18 protein-coding genes and 1 pseudogene are annotated in these 15,921 nt (G+C 62.7%); 3 read left to right on the forward strand and 16 right to left on the reverse strand.

Translation table 11 applies throughout. From position 1 onward, the window contains the following. From CK222_RS29610 to CK222_RS29620, 3 genes are all read left to right on the forward strand, one after another. Positions 1 to 540: HWE histidine kinase domain-containing protein (locus CK222_RS29610; RefSeq protein WP_280951800.1), on the forward strand; the 540-nt coding region annotated here is incomplete at its 5' end. Beyond that, positions 537 to 917, forward strand: a complete 381-nt coding sequence (locus tag CK222_RS29615; RefSeq protein ID WP_095802758.1) for a response regulator — start codon at positions 537 to 539, stop codon at positions 915 to 917. The genes CK222_RS29610 and CK222_RS29615, both read left to right, overlap by 4 nt. A gap of 374 nt (positions 918 to 1,291) precedes the next feature. Beyond that, on the forward strand, positions 1,292 to 1,876 hold the full coding sequence (locus CK222_RS29620) for a sigma-70 family RNA polymerase sigma factor (RefSeq protein WP_348626855.1): 585 nt from the start codon (positions 1,292 to 1,294) through the stop codon (positions 1,874 to 1,876). A 9-nt stretch (positions 1,877 to 1,885) separates the two neighbouring features. Here the strand turns inward: CK222_RS29620 and CK222_RS32590 are convergent, their stop codons facing one another. From CK222_RS32590 to CK222_RS29700, 16 genes and pseudogenes are all read right to left on the reverse strand, one after another. Next, complete coding sequence (locus CK222_RS32590; protein ID WP_082953720.1) at positions 1,886 to 2,062, reverse strand: hypothetical protein; 177 nt, start codon at positions 2,060 to 2,062, stop codon at positions 1,886 to 1,888. A 184-nt stretch (positions 2,063 to 2,246) separates the two neighbouring features. Next, a complete protein-coding gene (locus CK222_RS29630) occupies positions 2,247 to 2,465 on the reverse strand; it encodes a hypothetical protein (RefSeq protein WP_095802759.1) in 219 nt (72 codons plus the stop codon). Between the two features lie 64 nt (positions 2,466 to 2,529). After that, complete coding sequence (locus CK222_RS29635; protein WP_245433360.1) at positions 2,530 to 3,384, reverse strand: methyltransferase domain-containing protein; 855 nt, start codon at positions 3,382 to 3,384, stop codon at positions 2,530 to 2,532. Positions 3,385 to 3,434: 50 nt separating this feature from the next. Next, the gene (locus tag CK222_RS29640) at positions 3,435 to 4,427 is read right to left on the reverse strand and encodes a GNAT family N-acetyltransferase (RefSeq protein ID WP_095802761.1); all 993 of its coding nucleotides are present in this window, start codon (positions 4,425 to 4,427) and stop codon (positions 3,435 to 3,437) included. Further along, a complete protein-coding gene (locus tag CK222_RS29645) occupies positions 4,424 to 5,488 on the reverse strand; it encodes a glycosyltransferase (protein WP_095802762.1) in 1,065 nt (354 codons plus the stop codon). Before CK222_RS29645 ends, CK222_RS29640 begins: the two co-directional genes overlap by 4 nt. A 22-nt stretch (positions 5,489 to 5,510) precedes the next feature. Then, positions 5,511 to 6,443 (reverse strand): beta-xylosidase, encoded by a 933-nt coding sequence (locus CK222_RS29650; protein ID WP_095802785.1) that lies wholly within the window; start codon positions 6,441 to 6,443, stop codon positions 5,511 to 5,513. Beyond that, on the reverse strand, positions 6,436 to 7,197 hold the full coding sequence (locus CK222_RS29655) for a TIGR04290 family methyltransferase (protein ID WP_095779489.1): 762 nt from the start codon (positions 7,195 to 7,197) through the stop codon (positions 6,436 to 6,438). Before CK222_RS29655 ends, CK222_RS29650 begins: the two co-directional genes overlap by 8 nt. A gap of 2 nt (positions 7,198 to 7,199) precedes the next feature. Beyond that, a complete protein-coding gene (locus CK222_RS29660; protein ID WP_095802763.1) occupies positions 7,200 to 8,003 on the reverse strand; it encodes a nucleotidyltransferase family protein in 804 nt (267 codons plus the stop codon). Further along, positions 8,003 to 9,103 carry a glycosyltransferase gene (locus CK222_RS29665; RefSeq protein WP_095802764.1) on the reverse strand — a complete coding sequence of 367 codons (1,101 nt, stop codon included), beginning with the start codon at positions 9,101 to 9,103 and terminating at the stop codon, positions 8,003 to 8,005. Before CK222_RS29665 ends, CK222_RS29660 begins: the two co-directional genes overlap by 1 nt. Positions 9,104 to 9,116: 13 nt before the next feature. Continuing rightward, the gene (locus CK222_RS29670) at positions 9,117 to 9,710 is read right to left on the reverse strand and encodes a histidine phosphatase family protein (protein WP_095802765.1); all 594 of its coding nucleotides are present in this window, start codon (positions 9,708 to 9,710) and stop codon (positions 9,117 to 9,119) included. Beyond that, positions 9,707 to 10,810, reverse strand: a complete 1,104-nt coding sequence (locus CK222_RS29675; RefSeq protein WP_067320599.1) for an inositol-3-phosphate synthase — start codon at positions 10,808 to 10,810, stop codon at positions 9,707 to 9,709. Before CK222_RS29675 ends, CK222_RS29670 begins: the two co-directional genes overlap by 4 nt. 191 nt (positions 10,811 to 11,001) lie before the next feature. Then, entirely contained in the window at positions 11,002 to 11,160 is a 159-nt protein-coding gene (locus CK222_RS29680) for a DUF3309 domain-containing protein (protein ID WP_066991972.1), read from the reverse strand. 455 nt (positions 11,161 to 11,615) lie between these two features. Next, positions 11,616 to 12,569 (reverse strand): annotated as a pseudogene (locus tag CK222_RS29685) (UDP-glucuronic acid decarboxylase family protein); the annotation flags it as partial. 23 nt (positions 12,570 to 12,592) lie between these two features. After that, a complete protein-coding gene (locus CK222_RS29690; protein WP_095802766.1) occupies positions 12,593 to 13,702 on the reverse strand; it encodes a glycosyltransferase in 1,110 nt (369 codons plus the stop codon). After that, positions 13,699 to 14,793, reverse strand: a complete 1,095-nt coding sequence (locus CK222_RS29695; RefSeq protein ID WP_095802767.1) for a glycosyltransferase — start codon at positions 14,791 to 14,793, stop codon at positions 13,699 to 13,701. Before CK222_RS29695 ends, CK222_RS29690 begins: the two co-directional genes overlap by 4 nt. After that, on the reverse strand, positions 14,790 to 15,920 hold the full coding sequence (locus tag CK222_RS29700) for a glycosyltransferase (RefSeq protein ID WP_095802768.1): 1,131 nt from the start codon (positions 15,918 to 15,920) through the stop codon (positions 14,790 to 14,792). Before CK222_RS29700 ends, CK222_RS29695 begins: the two co-directional genes overlap by 4 nt. Position 15,921 lies beyond the last annotated feature (1 nt).

The following is a 15,921-nucleotide window of genomic DNA, read 5'->3' on the forward strand; positions in this document are numbered from 1 at the left end:
CGCATGATCCGCTCGTCAAGCTCAATGGGGGAATTCGCGACATCATTCCATGAGCGACTGCACGCGATGGCGCGCACGCATGAGGTCCTGTCTTCCCACAATTGGGGCGACGCCGACCTCGAGGAACTGCTGAGGGCGACGTTTTCCCCCTACAGCACCACGGGACGCCAGAATCTAGTCGTTCACGGCCGGCCGTTCCACCTCGATGCGGCAACGGCGGCGGCACTCGGCATGGTGTTCTTCGAGCTTGCCAGCAACGCCGCCAAATATGGGGCGCTTTCCGTCGAGACCGGACGCGTCGAGGTCTCCTGGAACGTGGTGAAGCCGGGCATGCTTTCGATCAGCTGGAAGGAACTCGGCGGTCCGGCCGTGGAAGAGCCATCCCGCAGAAATTTTGGAACCACTTTCATCCAGCAGAGTTTGGAGTACGAGTTGAGGGGGAGTGTCGAATTGAACTTCCGGCCCACCGGCCTGGAGTGCCTGCTTGAAATCCCCCTTGCCCGAACCGAAGCCTTCGAGCCGCTGCCCGGCTACGCATGAACAAGAGCGCTCCATTATCGGGCCTGCGAATCCTCGTCGTCGAGGACGCTTTCCTGGTTGCGCTCGACCTCTCCGACGAACTGACCGATGCGGGCTGCCATGTGGTGGGGCCCGCGCCCTCGGTCCAACAGGCGCTCGAGCAGATCGATGGCGTCGAACTCGATGGGGCGGTGCTCGACGTGAACCTGCATGGCGAACGCAGTTTCCCGCTTGCCGAGCACCTCGCAGCGCGCCACGTTCCTTTCCTCTTCCTCACCGGCTATGACAGCGCAACGGTCTTTCCCGATCAGTTCCGGGATTCGCCGAGACTGTCGAAGCCAGTAGACTCCAAAGTGCTGATCGAGGCGGTCGCGCGATTTGGCGCGCATAAGCACTGAGGCTTCGGGGCGCCTCGCCTTTGGCAATCGGCTTCTTGCAAGCGTTCGCAACATCCAATGCAGGCATTGGTCCCGTCTGGCATCGTGGAGGACTTTTCCACTCTCCGCTGCTGTTGATCCGTTGGCTGACGAACGATCGCAGGATGGCGAGCGACCAGGTCAATAGCCGAAGCACCAACATCCTGGGGGGCACCACGACCGTGGTGATCTTTGCGGCCTCGGGGGGATTGGCGAGTTCGTTGCTCTAACTCGAACGGCGACGCCGGGGGTTGGCGAAGGCGTTCAAGCAAGTTCGCTTACAACAGGAACGATCATCATCGTCACGCATTCTCCCTAATCAATGCCCATCAACTCTCTCTGCTGGGGTGAGAACCGTGTTACCCAAAGGCCATGCCGTGCCTGACTGCGTACCGGGCGAGGTCGCTGTCGTCGACCTCATTCCTGCCTTGCGTGCTTTTGCGCGCACTTTTTGCCGCTTGCCCGATGATGCCGACGATTTGGTGCAGGAGACCCTGACCAAGGGGCTTGCGAATTTGGACAAGTTCGAGCCGGGGACGCGATTGAAGTCCTGGCTTTTCACCATCATGCGCAATACGCATTACACGCGGGTCAAGGCGGCAGCTAGGGAAGCGCCCGGTTTGCTTGACTGCGCCTCCAGCCGGCCGATTTCGGAAGCCTCGCAGGACTGGTCCGTTCGGACCAAGGAGGTCTACCGCGCCATCCAGAAGCTTCCGATACATCAGCGCGAGGTACTGACGCTAATCGGTGTGCTGGGCGTCAGCTACGAAGAAACCGCGGAGATATGCGATTGCGCGGTCGGGACCGTTAAAAGCCGTCTCAACCGCGCGCGTGCAAGCGTCCTGGAATTCCTTGATGAAAGCTCATCGCAAGCGCTGGTCGAAAGACACGACCATCTCGCGGAAGATCACTGGGACAGAAGCGCTGACAGGCATCGATGAGGCTTGTCGTCAGTTCTCCTTTTTGCACCGGCGCTTCTCGATCAGCGCATTCTGCAACTCGATCGCGAGCTTAGCCAGGCGATCAGGAACTTTTTCCTGCTCAATGGCGGTCAACAACGACGCGATCTCTTGGTCTATGCCCAGGCTTGCCTGGCTGACGGGATCGCGCTGGCTCGGACGAGACATGGCATTCTCTTAGCAAATGTGACCCCTTCGAGATTCACTTGAGACCATACACGGCCGGAGTTTGCAAGGCGCTTCCAGCCGCCGATCAGCTTCAGCCCCGCAGCAGATCGTGGCGGAGCGAAAACCCTTTGCCTGAACTGATCCGTTCCGAGCCGGCAAAGTCTTGCGGTAGTCCCCCGCAAGATCAGTCTTCCGGAATCCGGTTTGCCGCGTGGTCTTGATACTGATCGGACTTGATCCGATTGCTGTCGAGGCCGCGTTCTTTTGTATGCTGCTTCTTATCCCGGTTCGACAGGACGTCATTTTCGCCAATCATGTCTTTCGCAACCGTCGTCTTCGCTCCGGTCCCGGCACCTTTGCCCTGACTGCCGCGTCCCATGTGTTTCTTACCGCCGGACGCCATCTTCTTCTCCTGGGTCTTCCAGCTTCTGCGCAAGTGGTTTGGGGCCCGAACTTCGGTCCGTCGGTTATGTTCCGCCGGTACGACGAATAAGAAAGGCGGTGCCGTCCCATCGACGGAAAGGCATCTCGCCATCGATGAGGACGTCCATGGCGCATATTCGGGCGAGATGGCCGATGTCGGAGGAATCGGCGGCGGGCGACATCCGATATGAATAATTGAGGATTGCCGCCATCCCTCCCGGCCGCAACACGCGCGCCACTTCGATAAAGTGCCGCTCGGCGACGCCGGCAAGTACCAGGTAAGGGAAGCTGTCGACCGCCAGCACGCCATCAAAACCCGCGTCGACGAATTCGCCAAGATCGAGGCCCGAGGTCCGGCGGAATTCAACATTGCCAAGACCGGCGCAGCGGCGGCGCGCGACGGCAATCATCCTGGGGGAGATATCGATGCCGACGATATGCTCCGCTCTGGCGTGGAGCGCGCATTCGAAGCGGCCGATGCCGGAGCCGATATCGAGTATTGTCTTGTCCGCGCCGGTAAAATCCTGTCGCTCCAGCCAGGAGACGATTTCGGCCGTTGCAGCCGAAAGCTTTTCCTCGTCGCCAAGCGACGAAAGTTGGACGCTGGCCGCCGGAGAGATGGCGACCGCCTCGTCAAAGCCCTCGGCCAGCCGGCGGATCGTCATCTCACCGGTTTCGCCGCGCAGACGGTCATGACAAACCGAAGCTGCCGTTGACCTCAGACTATCGAAGGCATCTGCCTTGCCTGAAAGAAGCACAGCGATGTCCTCGAGCCAGCCCCTTCGCTCGACAGCGCTTGTACGCATGTCCAATGCGACGTCCGCCAATTCTGGCGCGCGCATATCCGTCTCGACTGCCAATCTGGCGACCGCGACTTCGGCGGACAGGTCGGTCGCCATGCAATCCTCGAGGATATGCCTCGCGGTCGACCTCACTCGCTCTGCTGTGGTCATGGCGAGGCGCTCCGGGTCCAGACCCGTTGTATGGTCCATCGGTCCTTTGCTCCCCAGCTGTATTTGTAGCTCTCCCGGCCGCGTAGAAAATCGAACTCTCGCGCGCCGTCCTGAACGGCTTCGGCGATAGCCTTGCCGATCAGAATGGCGCCGGGGCTCTCCGATGCGTAAGCGGGGTCGAAGCCGCCGAGATAGGCATAGGCGCGGTCGTGGTGATGAAAACCGTAATAGGCGCCGACGACGGCGCCGTCGATTTCCATCAGCCAGCACCGCGCCAAATGGCTCGCGGCGAGACGGGGCAAGGCATTGCGATGAAACTCGATCGCGCTTTGCGTCAGCACGCCGCCGCCCTGTCCGGCCCAGCGGGCGTCGTGCAGGCGGATCAGCTGACCGAGAAATATCTCCGGCGCGGCCTCCGCCCGGTTGATCGTCACCCGGCCTCTCCGTTGCGCGGCTCGCAGCGCGCGACGCAGCTGGCGTCTTCGCCGCGCGGGAACGCACCCTGCAAGCGTCTCGTCGCCAGCCAAGGCAAGCACGGGGCAGGCGGCATGGCCGGTAGATCGGCTCTCGTCGATATCGGGCAGCAAAAGCTCCAGGGATGCGGCTTCACTCGAAAGGTCCGGCAGGATCCATTGCGACCATTCGAGCGAAAGCACAGTCTCGGCAATCAAGATACCGACGGCTTCTTCGAACTTGGGTGCGCAAAGAATGTCGAGATAGTCGCTCAGCGATATTCCGATCGGAAGCAGGCGCAAACCGGAAGCGTGCCGTTCGAGGTAGAGTGGTGCCAGGCCGACGAGATCGTTTCCGTTCCACATGGCGATCGCCGAGAGATCGCCCGGCGCGAATGTCCGCCACCATGGCAGGAGCCAGGCGGGTGACTGGAAAGGCGTAGCAGAGCCGCATTGCGACCAGAGCGACCACCAATGCTGCTCTAGACCGTCGAGCGCATCTTGGTCGCGGATGACATCGGCACGCAGGCCGCTCATCCGGCGACTCCCAAATGTGTGCGGGACTCGCCGAGCTTTGCCAATGCCCGATAGGCATCCATATAGGCCGAAACCATGCGATCGAGCGAAAACCGATCTCGCGCCTCGGCCCGGCATGTTTCGTTGTCGAGGTCGGCCGAAGCGTCGATGGCTATCGCCATCTCGTCGATATCATTGACCAGGAACCCGGTCTTGCCGTGCTCAACGACATTGGGCAGGGCGCCATTCGGGAAGGCCACAACCGGCGTGCCGCAGGCGAGGGCTTCCATGGCAACGAGCGAGCTCGTCTCCGCGGCGAGGCTCGGAATGACCAGGCAGCGGGCGGCGTTGAGAAGCCGCCGCTTGGCGAAAAACCCGAGCGGTCCCAGGAAACGCCGCCGCCTGTCGAGGCGAGGCTCCACCTCGTCGGCGAAATACTGAACATGTGTCCGGTAGGGATATATCTGCCCTCCTATTGCAAGCGGCACTCCAGCGCGCTTCGCGGCGTCGATCGCCAGGTGGATGCCTTTTTCCGGGCATATTCGGCTTAACACGAGCGCGAAATTGCGATGCGACCGGGGGGCGGCAAGCGCATTGACGTCAACCCCGTTTGGGATGGGCGCGATCAGTCTCGATCCGGCCGGCGCGGTTGCTTGCTGCGCCTCCGAGACCGCGTGCAGCCACAGGTCTTCACGGGCCGGGCTCAGCACTCCGGCCGGATACCAGGCAAGCGGCAGGTGCAGTGTCACGAGCGTGGGGCCGTCATCGGGAAGATAGGCATCGAAATCGATGCCATGCAGATGGACGACATCGATCGGCCAGCGCGCACGCGCGGCTGCGATCGCCGCGCGGTGCGCGTCCTGGGCGCGGCTCTTTGCCGTCTCGTCGAGCGCGCCTGTTTCGGCAGGCGTCTCGACCAAGGTCCCGGCCGCGCTGGAGCCCCGGCAGGCGACGACGATGGATTGATGGCCTTGCCTGACCAGTGCGTGATCCAGCATCGACAGCACCTGCTCGGCGCCGCCGACCGCATCGAGGCCGACAGGCGCAAGCGGATAGGCGACGTTGAGCACTGTAAGCGTCATGGCTGATCGAGCCGAAGTGACCTCATGCGGCCGAGACCCGCCGCATGGGAATCGCGGCGTCGCGCACGCCAGGTGCGTAGCGGCGCACCATCTTCGCGCAGAATTCGGCGAACTCTTCGGGCGCCTGTGGCGGGCTGGTGTGATGAGGCTGCAGGCCTCGGTGCTCGGGCGTGAAGCAGAAAGTGATGGTGACGTTGAAGTCTGCCAGGGCTTCCATCTGGCGGTCGAACCAATCGAGGGCATTCGGTCTGAAACTGTCGGCCCAAGAGAGGCCGGTGCGCAGATTGGTGACGCCCAGCCGCTTCATCCAGGCGACGGCGTCGTCCAGCCGGTGGTCCTCGAAATGGAACCACTGGACGAGGCCCATTTCCGGAGTGTGCCGCACGAACTCTTCGAGCGCGGGCTTGGGCGAGCCATCCTCGCGCAGAAGACCCATGTAGAAATGACGGTAATAGGAGGAACCTTCCACCTCGCGATGCCGTGTGGTCGCTCCCCAAGCATGAGGCAAATCATAAAGGCTATACCATTGGACGCGGGGCGCGTTGCCCAGCAGAAGCTCCGCCGTCCGCCGCAGGCCCCAGACCTGGACCTCCTCGGCGCCGAAGCTCGACACGCCGACTTCGCTGATCCAAATCGGCAGATCGGTAACTTGGGCGATCTCGCCGAGCTTTTGCGGCCATTCGTGGATCTGCCAAAGGTTCCAGTCGAGCGGGAAGCCGTGCACGGCGACGGCGTCGACATGGTCGAGGACACCATATTCCTTGATCAGCGACATGAAGCCGGCATCGATCGGCGAAATGCCGCCAAGCACCCTGGTGATCGCCGGGTTTTCAAGCCCGATCGCGTCCGCCGCCATGATCGTCATCCCGGCGAAGCGGCTCCAGTCCGGATCGAGCTCTGGGTCCCAATGCGACTTGTTGTTGGGCTCGTTCCAGATCATGGCGGCTTCAATCATCATTTCGTCCTTTCGACGGGTAAACCGCACCTTCACCCGCCGGCTCATCGGACGCGCGGCAGAAGTAGACCTCGTCTTCCGGGTGAAGCAGGATCTGGAAGCCGGCGCTGCGCAGCATCGCCTCGATGCAGCCGCGGTTCGGGATCCACCAGTTGGTCGGATCGTCGGCGTAGCGGTGCTCGATGAAGTGCAGCTTCGGGAACTCGGTTCGATCGAATAGGTCGAGCGTCCAAAAATCGTAGTTCTGTTCGAGCGCGAGGATTTCGCTGCTCCCGCGTTGCATCGACTGGAAGATCATCAAGTCGCGCGCAACATGCTCGCGGATGAGGTCGAGCGCCAGCAACGGGTGGCGTAGATGGTAAAGCACGCCCATGAAGAGCACGATGTCGAAGGTCTCGCCGAGAGCGCCGACGTCGTAGACCGATAATTGCTGGAATTCGATGTCGCACTCGGCGATTTCGGCGGCGAAACGCGCTTGTGTCAGATAGTCCACGTCGAAATCGATGCCGAGCACGCGATCGGCGCCTCGCTTCTTCATTTCAATGGAATAGAACCCGGCGTTGCAGCCGATATCGAGCACCGACTTGCCCGAGAGATCGGCCGGGATCGCATCCGCGAATTTCTGCCATTTCACCAGAGGATAGTTGCCGAGGAAATGGTCGGGAGCGGTCTCCACGCCCGCCAGTTGCATGTTGTGGAACCACGGTCCAAGCGCATCGATGCGGCGGCGAATTTCCGCGTCGGAATGCAGCATGGTCAGCCTCCTTCGCCTGGCAAGGATGGCACGTGCGAGCGGCTCGGCGGCACGAATATCGCTGTGCCATCGTCTTCCGAGGCGTCGTTGTTTTCAAGCAGCCGGAGCGCCGTGCGGTAGCCGTTGAAGGTGCCGACATCGACATAAGCCGAGCCCGCCTTGATGCCCCAGGCTTCACCACCGGCAGCAAGGTAAGCATTGACCAGCGTTCCGAAATACTCGTCGCAGCCGTCCCGCTCGCGCCAAAGCGCCGCGAGCCGCTGAAAGATGCAGCCCGGCATCTTGAACGCGCCCCAGACCCAGTCGGTGGCTGCGTCCTGCTGCTTGACCTGGATCTGCTCGACGCGGCCGTCCTGATCGACGACCACGGCGTCGAAAAGCTCGGGACGGTCTACAGGAAACAGCAGGAATGACAGCCGGTCGTCCGGCAGATGGCAGAAGCCGTCCTCGGGGAACCAGATCGTGTCCGGCAGACCGACCAGGACGGTCTCTTGCGGCGCGACGAGAGGGGCGGCGCGGAAGATCGCGTCGCAAAGACCGACGGGAGAGGGCTGGGCCACGAAAATCGCGGCCGCGCTGTCATAGCCGGCCGCATAGTATTCGAGGATATCGGACTTACCCGAACCGATGATGAAGCAGATCCTGTCGACGCCGTTGCGCACCATTCGGCGCACCAGATACTCGCTGACCGCGCACGGACGCTCGGTTTGCCCGTCCATCCGGCTGCCAACCGGGAGCAGTTCCTTGGAAAAACCCAGCGGTTGAATGCGGCTGCCGCGCCCCGCCGCAGGCACGATACCCAACATCAGACTGTTTCCTTCATCGGTTCGCTTGCTGGCGCGGTGGCGGCTTCGACCAGAATCCGGTCCAGTTCCGCGGCGCGGCGTGCGGATGTGTGTTCGTCGAGGACGCGTTCGCGGGCTCGGCGGCGCAACGCCTCGAGCTCGCCGTCCGACAAACCGAGCGCGGCGACCACATCGTCGGTGGAATGTGCAAGCAGGATTTCGCAGCCGGGCTCGAAGAAGTCGTCCAGACCCGGCCAGTCGTCGGAAACGATGGCGGCGCCGCAGGCAGCCGCTTCGAACAGCCGGCCGGAGGGGCACCAGCCCTTGCGCGCCATGGCCTCGCGGGTGACATTCAGGGTGAGACGTGACGAGCAGAAGAAGGCCGGATGATCGGCAGGCGGCAAATGCCTGACGAAGAAGATGTTGTCGCTCCACGGAAACTCCTGCGGATATTGAGCGCCGCCAATGACGAAACGGCGATCCGGCAGCCGGACGGCGGGCGCGACGAGCAGCTTCTCGACGCCGGCCTGGCGATCCGCGGCATAAGTGCCGAGGTAGGACAGATCGCCCGCAAACTCGGCCCTGGGCTTTGCCGGCCGATGACGCTCCGGATCGACATGGCCGTAGAGCGGCACGACACGGCGCGCCCCCAGCATGGACTTGAGCGCACCGAGTGCCTCGCCGCCGGTGTAGCTCAGCACCAAATCGAAATCGCGAAGGCCTTCCGGACCGAAATAGGGAGGCTGCTCGCCCTGCTCGATGCGCGCGAGCGTCACCGCGGTATCAAGATCGTAGAACACCTTGAGCCCACGGCAACTCTCCTGCGCGAGGCGTGAGGCTTCAACAGCATCCGGGCAGTAGGAGGTGACGATGACCGCGTCAGCCTGCCGGACCGCGATTGCCGCAGCCTGGGCAATATCATCCCATCCCGGATAGAGCACCACGTGGCCGCCATCGAGATGGGTGAGATCCCTTGCGCCGGCATAGTAGGGTGTGTCGCGCTCAAAGAAGCTGATCGACCAGCCGAGTGGCGCCAGCGCGCGTATCAGCCCGCGCCAAAGCGTGGCATGTCCGTTTCCCCAGGAAGAGGTGACCGTGAGGCCGAAGATCACCATGCGCATCGGGCAGCTCCAGTCAGGCGATTTCGTTCAGGCGAATGAGCTTAGAGCCCCAGTCGCCATGGACGACGGTGGTGATCGAGGCAGGTTCGACGTCGAAGCGAAAACAGTCGCCGAGCTGAAGGCCAAGCACCTTGCACACCGCAGCCTTGATGACGTCCGCGTGACTGATCAGTGCAACGCATCGGTTTGGGGCCTGTTCGCGCAGCACGTCCATGAGGTCGACGATCCGCTGCTGGGTGTCCTGCATGGTCTCGCCGCTCGGTGTTCGGGCGCTCTGTCGCTGGTCGTTCCACATCCGCCAGGCGGCGTCATCGGCCAGCTCTTCGAATGTCTTGCCGGACCATGCGCCGAAATCGATCTCATCCAATTCCTGGCAGATTCCGATCTGCTCGATATTGCAGGCGACAGCGATCGGTTTCGCGGTTTCCAAGGTGCGCTTGCGCGGGCTGCTGAAAATGGCCGCGAGCGGTTCCCTCGCCAGACGGCGGGCCAGACGCAGCGTCTGTGCCTGGCCGGTTTGGCCAAGATCGATATCCTGGCGGCCTGCCAGATAGCGGCCGACATTGTCATACGCAGCATGCCGCACGAGGAAAATAGTCGTTGTCATTCCGCGGCGTCGAGCATCGGCTCGCCCCTACCGGCTATGAAGGCGAGGGTGCGCAGGCGGGCTTCGGCATCGGTGAACTGCTCCGGCGGAGACTTCATGAAATAACTGCAAGGCCCGGTGAGCGCCCCAGCGATACCGCGATCGAGCGCCAGCTTGGCGCAGCGCACCGCGTCGATGACCACTCCGGCGGAGTTGGGCGAATCCCAGACTTCCAGCTTGAGTTCGGCATTCAGCGGGACGCCGCCGAAGGTCGTGCCTTCGACCCGGATATAGGCCCATTTGCGGTCGGTGAGCCAAGGCACATGATCGCTGGGTCCGACATGGATGTTGCCGGGCTCGAGCGGTACATCGATCTGGCTGGTGACCGACTGCGTCTTGGAGATCTTTTTCGATTCCAGCCGCTCACGCTCCAGCATGTTGAGGAAGTCCGTGTTGCCGCCGAAGTTGAGCTGGTAGGTGCGGTCGATGCGCACCCCGCGCTCCCGAAACAGATTGGCGAGCAGCCGGTGAACGATGGTAGCGCCGACCTGGCTCTTGATGTCGTCTCCGATCAGGGGCAGGCCGCGCTCTTCGAAGCGGCGGCGCCATTCCGGCCGCGAAGCGATGAAGACCGGTATGCAGTTGACGAAAGCGCACCCGGCCGCCAACGCGCATTCGGCATAGTAGCGGGTTGCCGCATCCGAGCCGACCGGCAGATAGGACACCAGCACCTCGGCCCCGCTTTCCCGAAGGCCTGCGGTCACGTCGGCGACCGGCTCATTCGCTTCCTCGATTTCATCGCGCAGATATTTGCCGATGCCGTCGAGTGTAGGTCCGCGTTGCACGCGCACGCCGATCGGCGCGACATCGGCAAAACGGAAGGTGTTGTTCGGGGCGTTGTAGATTGCTTCGGCCACATCGCGCCCGACCTTGCTCTTGGCGACGTCGAAGGCGCAGACGACCTCGATGTCTTCGACATGGTAGCCGCCGAGATCGGCATGCATCAGCCCGGGGATCGGCTCGTTGCTTTTTGCCTGACGATAATAGGTGAGGCCTTGCACTAGGGAGGATGCGCAATTGCCGACACCGACGATGCCGATGCGAACCTTTTTCGATGTCACGAAACCGCCGCCTCTATTGTTGGAGGTAAGTTCCTCGCGCCGAACTGTGATCGGTCAGGAATGTTCCTTGAGAGGTGGAAAATTCGCCGATGCGGTCGACGTTCAAGACTCCCGTTGCCGCGTTGTCTCCGAACGGCCAGCGCAGGACGCGACGTTCGGAGTGCGGCTAATGGAATCTCGCCCGCGCGGCCTCAAATCCGGCCCATGAGCGCCATGATCACCAGGATGACAAGTATGACGCCGAGCACGCCCGAAGGCCCATAGCCCCAGCCCGACGAATACGGCCAGGCCGGGATCGCGCCGATCAGCAACAAGATCAGGATAATAATGAGGATTGTGCCGAGACTCATATCGGGTCCCCTTCATTGGCGAGGTGGACGTTCGGACCTCAGACTGCGGGGCTCATATGCTATTTGTTCGTCATTCATCTGAGGCGCTGGGGGCTCAGTCCAGCCTGCGCAGCATGTCAGCTTCCCGCTCGAGGATGGTTGCGACTTCTTCGCGTTGAAGATGCGTCATCATCAGGCTGACGCAACATTCGAGGTAGGTGATGGAGGCTCGTCGCAGGAAGGCGGCGGTTTCCGCGGCCGCCATCTGCTCGATGTCCTTGGCTGATCGCTTCGACTGCACGACTGCGTTCTCCGTGCCGGTTATCGGGCCCAACCAGAATCTCGGTCGGATGTTCCGCTTCGGTGAAAAGAACGCGGGACGCATCGGGATCCTGCGGGCTGCCGGTTTCCAATCCGTCTGCTCCGGACCTGTTGGTCGCGGCGGCGGGCGACACGGTCGCGCTGCCTTCGAGTTCGGCGAAGTAAACGACCGTTTGCAGCAGGCCCTGCCGGAGAGGTACCTTGGGGGCCCATCCGAGAAGCTCCTTCGCACGCGCTATGTCGGGGCGTCGCCGGCGGGGATCGTCTTCCGGCAAAGGCAGGAATTTCACGGGCGACCTGGTGCCGGTCAGTTCCCTCACCAGGCTCGCCAGTTCGAGGACGCTGAATTCCCCGGGGTTGCCAAGATTGATCGGCTGGCGCGGATTGGGCTCGATGTCCATGAGCCGCAGCAGGCCTTCGACCAGGTCGGTGACGTAGCAGAAGGATCGCGTCTGCCGGCCATCGCCGAATATCGTCATCGCCCGCTTTTCAAGTGCCTGCATGACCAGATTCGAGACGATGCGACCGTCGGCGGGGTCCATCCTTGGGCCATAAGTGTTGAAGATACGGGCGACACGTACGTCGGCCCGATCGGCCCGAAGATAGTCGAAGCAAAGCGTCTCCGCGGTGCGCTTGCCTTCGTCGTAGCAGGCGCGCGGGCCGGTGCAGTTCACATGGCCGAGATAGTCCTCACGCTGCGGATGCTGCTCGGGATCACCATACACTTCGCTGGTCGATGCCTGCAGGAAGCGTGCACCGTCGCGAACGGCAAGCTCGAGGAGATTGAGCGACCCGACCACGCAGGTGCGCGTGGTATGAACAGGATCGGCCTGGTAGCGGGGCGGTGACGCCGCGCATGCCAGGTTGAAGACACGGTCGACCGGTTCACCCAGTTCCAGCGGGCTGCAGATATCCTGCTCGATCAACCGGAAGCGCGATTGGCCGATAAGCGGCGTAATGTTCTCCATTCGGCCGGTGAGAAAGTTGTCGATGCAGATCACGCGATAGCCGATGCCAAACAGGGCCTCGCATAGGTGCGAACCGAGGAAACCGGCACCGCCGGCGACAAGCGCCGTCCGTGTCTGTTGGGCCTTTCTTGAACGCCGCATCTGTGTGTTCTCCTGTCTGCCTGTCATGCTGCACTTTCGACATCCAGATCGAGCACCGGACGTGTCTGCCTTGCCCGCGCCAGCATCGACGTGAACTCTCGTGCCCGAGCAACTCCGGTGTGTCTTTCCAGGACCAGCGAATGGGCCTGCCTGGCCATGCTGAGCCTGGCGCGGTCGGGCTGTCCCAGAAGAATTCCCGTCACATCATCTGCGCTGCCGGCCGTCTGTATCGCCGTAGCCGGAAAGAAACTGTCGAGGCCTGGCCAGCGATCGCTGACGATCGGCGTCCCGCACGCCGCTGCTTCGAAAAGCCGGACGCTGGGCGACCATCCGGCTTCGACCATCGAAGTGCGTGTCACATTCAGCGTGTAGCGCTGCCGGTTATAGAAGCCGGCATGCTCGGCCGGCGGCAGGTGCTCGATCCGCTCGACATTGTCGGGCCAGTCGATATCGTGCGGGTATTGCGAGCCCGCGACCACGAAGCGTCGATCCGGCAGTCGACGCGCAGGCTCGAGCAGAAGCGTTTCCAGGGTCTGCTGCCGATCCGGACTGTAGGTGCCGAGATAGCCTAGGTCCCATTTGATCACATTTCGGTTTCGATGGTGCCGCTCGGGGTCGACGGAGCAATAGAGCGGTTCGGCCCGACGCGCGCCGAATTCGAGCTCCAGGCGATGGAGGGTCGGTCCGCCCGTGAAGGAGAAATAAAGGTTGAAATAGGGAATCTGCCGACGCGCGAGATAGTCGCAGTCATCTTCGGCAATCCTGGCCAGCGTCACCGGCGTGTCGATGTCGTAGAAGCAGAATAGCCCGGTGCACAGCGACGCGAGGTCGTCGATGACCGCCCTGCCTTCAGGCACGAACGAGCCGATGACCACAACATCGGCCTGCTGAAGGTCTCGTTCATGGCTGCGACGAAGCTCCTGGACGGTGTCGTAATAGCGCAAGTCGCAATAATCGGGGTCGCGCAGGTCGCGGTGGTGCGCGTACCAGGGCACGTCGCGTTCGAAGAAGGTGACGCGATGGCCGAGCTCGTCGAGGCCCCGCAGCAGCCCCCGAAACGTCGTCGCATGGCCATTGCCCCAGGAAGAGGACAGAGAAAGACCCAGGAACACGATATCGAGTGCCTTCGTCATTCTGCGGCCTCCACGGTCTCGCGCTCGAAATGCGCCTTTAAGATTGCGTCAACCCGTTCAGCCCTCAACGTGTAGGTGTGCTCGGCCAGAACACGCCGAAGCGCTGCCGCCCCGATCGCCTTTGCGCGCCCTGGTGTGAGCGTGCACATGATCTCGACAACGTCGGCGCCGTCTCGCGCCACCAGGATTTCCTCGCCAGGCGTAAGGAACAGCTCGACACCGGCCCAGGCGTCGGTGATGAGGCATGCACCGGCGCCGGCCGCCTCGAACACCCGCGTTGCCGGCGAAAAGCCGTTGCTGGCCATGCTGTCGCGGCTGATGTTCAGCACCGCCTTCGGCGTGACATTGAAGGCGTTGTGGTCTCGAGTGCCGACATGGCCGAGCCAGGAGACATTCTCCGGCATCGCCTTGTCGCCCCAGCCTGATCCGCCGAGCAGGAACTTCTGGTCCTCCAGCGCTCCGGCCGGCTCGAGGAAGAAGCCTTCCACGCGGGCCTCGCGGTCCGGCAGGCGATTGCCGAGAAAGGCGAGATCGCAGGCGAAGCGGGGATCTCGGGCGACAGGGAAATGCGTCTCAGGATCGAGCGCGTTGTAGATCGGCACACATTCGGCGGCGCCAAGCGCCCTATAGTCCCACACGACCGGATCTCCGCCGCCATAGGTCAGCACGAGGGCGATCCTTTTGAGCTCCTCGTGGAGAGGATGGCCGGCATCGTTCCGCAAGTCGCTGAGCGTCGCCGGGGCGTCGACGTCCCAGAACACTGTCAGCGCGTCATTGCGGGCGTGGTCGAGCACGGCGCGCAGCAGTGCTTCGTCTTCGAAGCCCACACCGCTTGCCTTGACGACGATGTCGGCCTGCGCTGCGCAGCAAGCGACTTGCATCAGCGCATCCGGCGTCGCCTCGTAGACGACGACGTCGCACCAGTCGGGAACCTCGATGTCGCGGTGCTTCTGCCGGTCAAAGGCGTCCGGCTCGTAGAAGACGATGTCGTAACCGCGCCGGGAAAGTGCCTTCAGCAGGCCGCGATAATAGGTGGCGGCGCCGTTCCAATAGGACGACAGCAGGCTGGATCCGTAAAAGGCGATCTTCATGCGGCGGCCTCCCTTGTTGGCACCCCGTCAACCGCATGGCGATTGCCGCATGCGGCGAGTATGTCGAACAATTCGTCGGCGCGGCGCCGGCATGTGTGCCGCGCCAGGATGGTTTCCAGCCCGGCTGCCGCCAGAGCCTTCGCAAGCCCGGCGTCGTGCAGCACGTCGCGCAGGTGCTGGCGCATCTCGGAGCCGTCGCGGGCAAACAGAAAGTCCTTGCCGGGACGGAACAGCTCTTCCACGTCCGACCATGGCGCAGAGACGAGGGGAATGCCGCAGGCCAATGCCTCGAACATGCGGATCGTGGGAATGCCCGGCAGATGGTCCCGATAGGGTCGGCGCGGGATGTGCACCGTCACTCGATGCTGCGCGAACGCTTTCGGGACGTCGGCATTGGCGATCCAACCTTCGTGGCGCAAGCCGGCGTCGGCGAGCGCGGCCCGCGCCTGCGCTGGGTAGCGCACCCCGTGAACGGTTCCCGACAGGCCAAGCTCGCGTGCCGGCGCGACGAGGAACTCCTGGATTTCGGCGCTGCGTTCGTCGTCGCCCCAGTTGCCGACCCAGACCAGATCCGATACGGCGTCGGCTTCGGGAGAGGGTTTGAACAACCGTTCGTCCGCTGCTTCATGCCAGGTGAAAGCCCGTCGGCCCCAGCCGGCGCGAAGGTAGCTCTCCCGCAACGCCTCGCCGAAGACCAAGACGCCGTCATAGTGCTCCAGGTTCAGTGCCGAGATCGACTGCGTCGCCGACACGGCGCGGTGATGCGTGTCGTGAAACAGCAGCGTGAACTTGCCGCCGTTGAGCTTGGCCCGCCCGATCCGCGCCACAAGATCTGGATCGGTCCATTCATGGACGATCACCACATCCGCCTTCGCAATCCAGGCCTCGTGATCGAAGGACGCATCGTAGGTCACCGGCATCAGCTCGGGAAAATCTTTCCGGAAGCGCTCGACGGCGAAGGGGCCTTGCTCGGCCAGAAGGTTCGAACGACTCCAGCCGTCCGCGGGTTCGAGCGCGAGGGCATGGTGTCCGTTCGCAACAAGCTCGCGCATGATGCCGCGCTGGAAATGCGCATTGCCATGGTTCCAATCGGAAACGACGGAATGGGTGTAGAATACGAAATGCATG

It is taken from the genome of Mesorhizobium sp. WSM3866 (assembly GCF_002294795.1).
Lineage (GTDB): Bacteria > Pseudomonadota > Alphaproteobacteria > Rhizobiales > Rhizobiaceae > Mesorhizobium.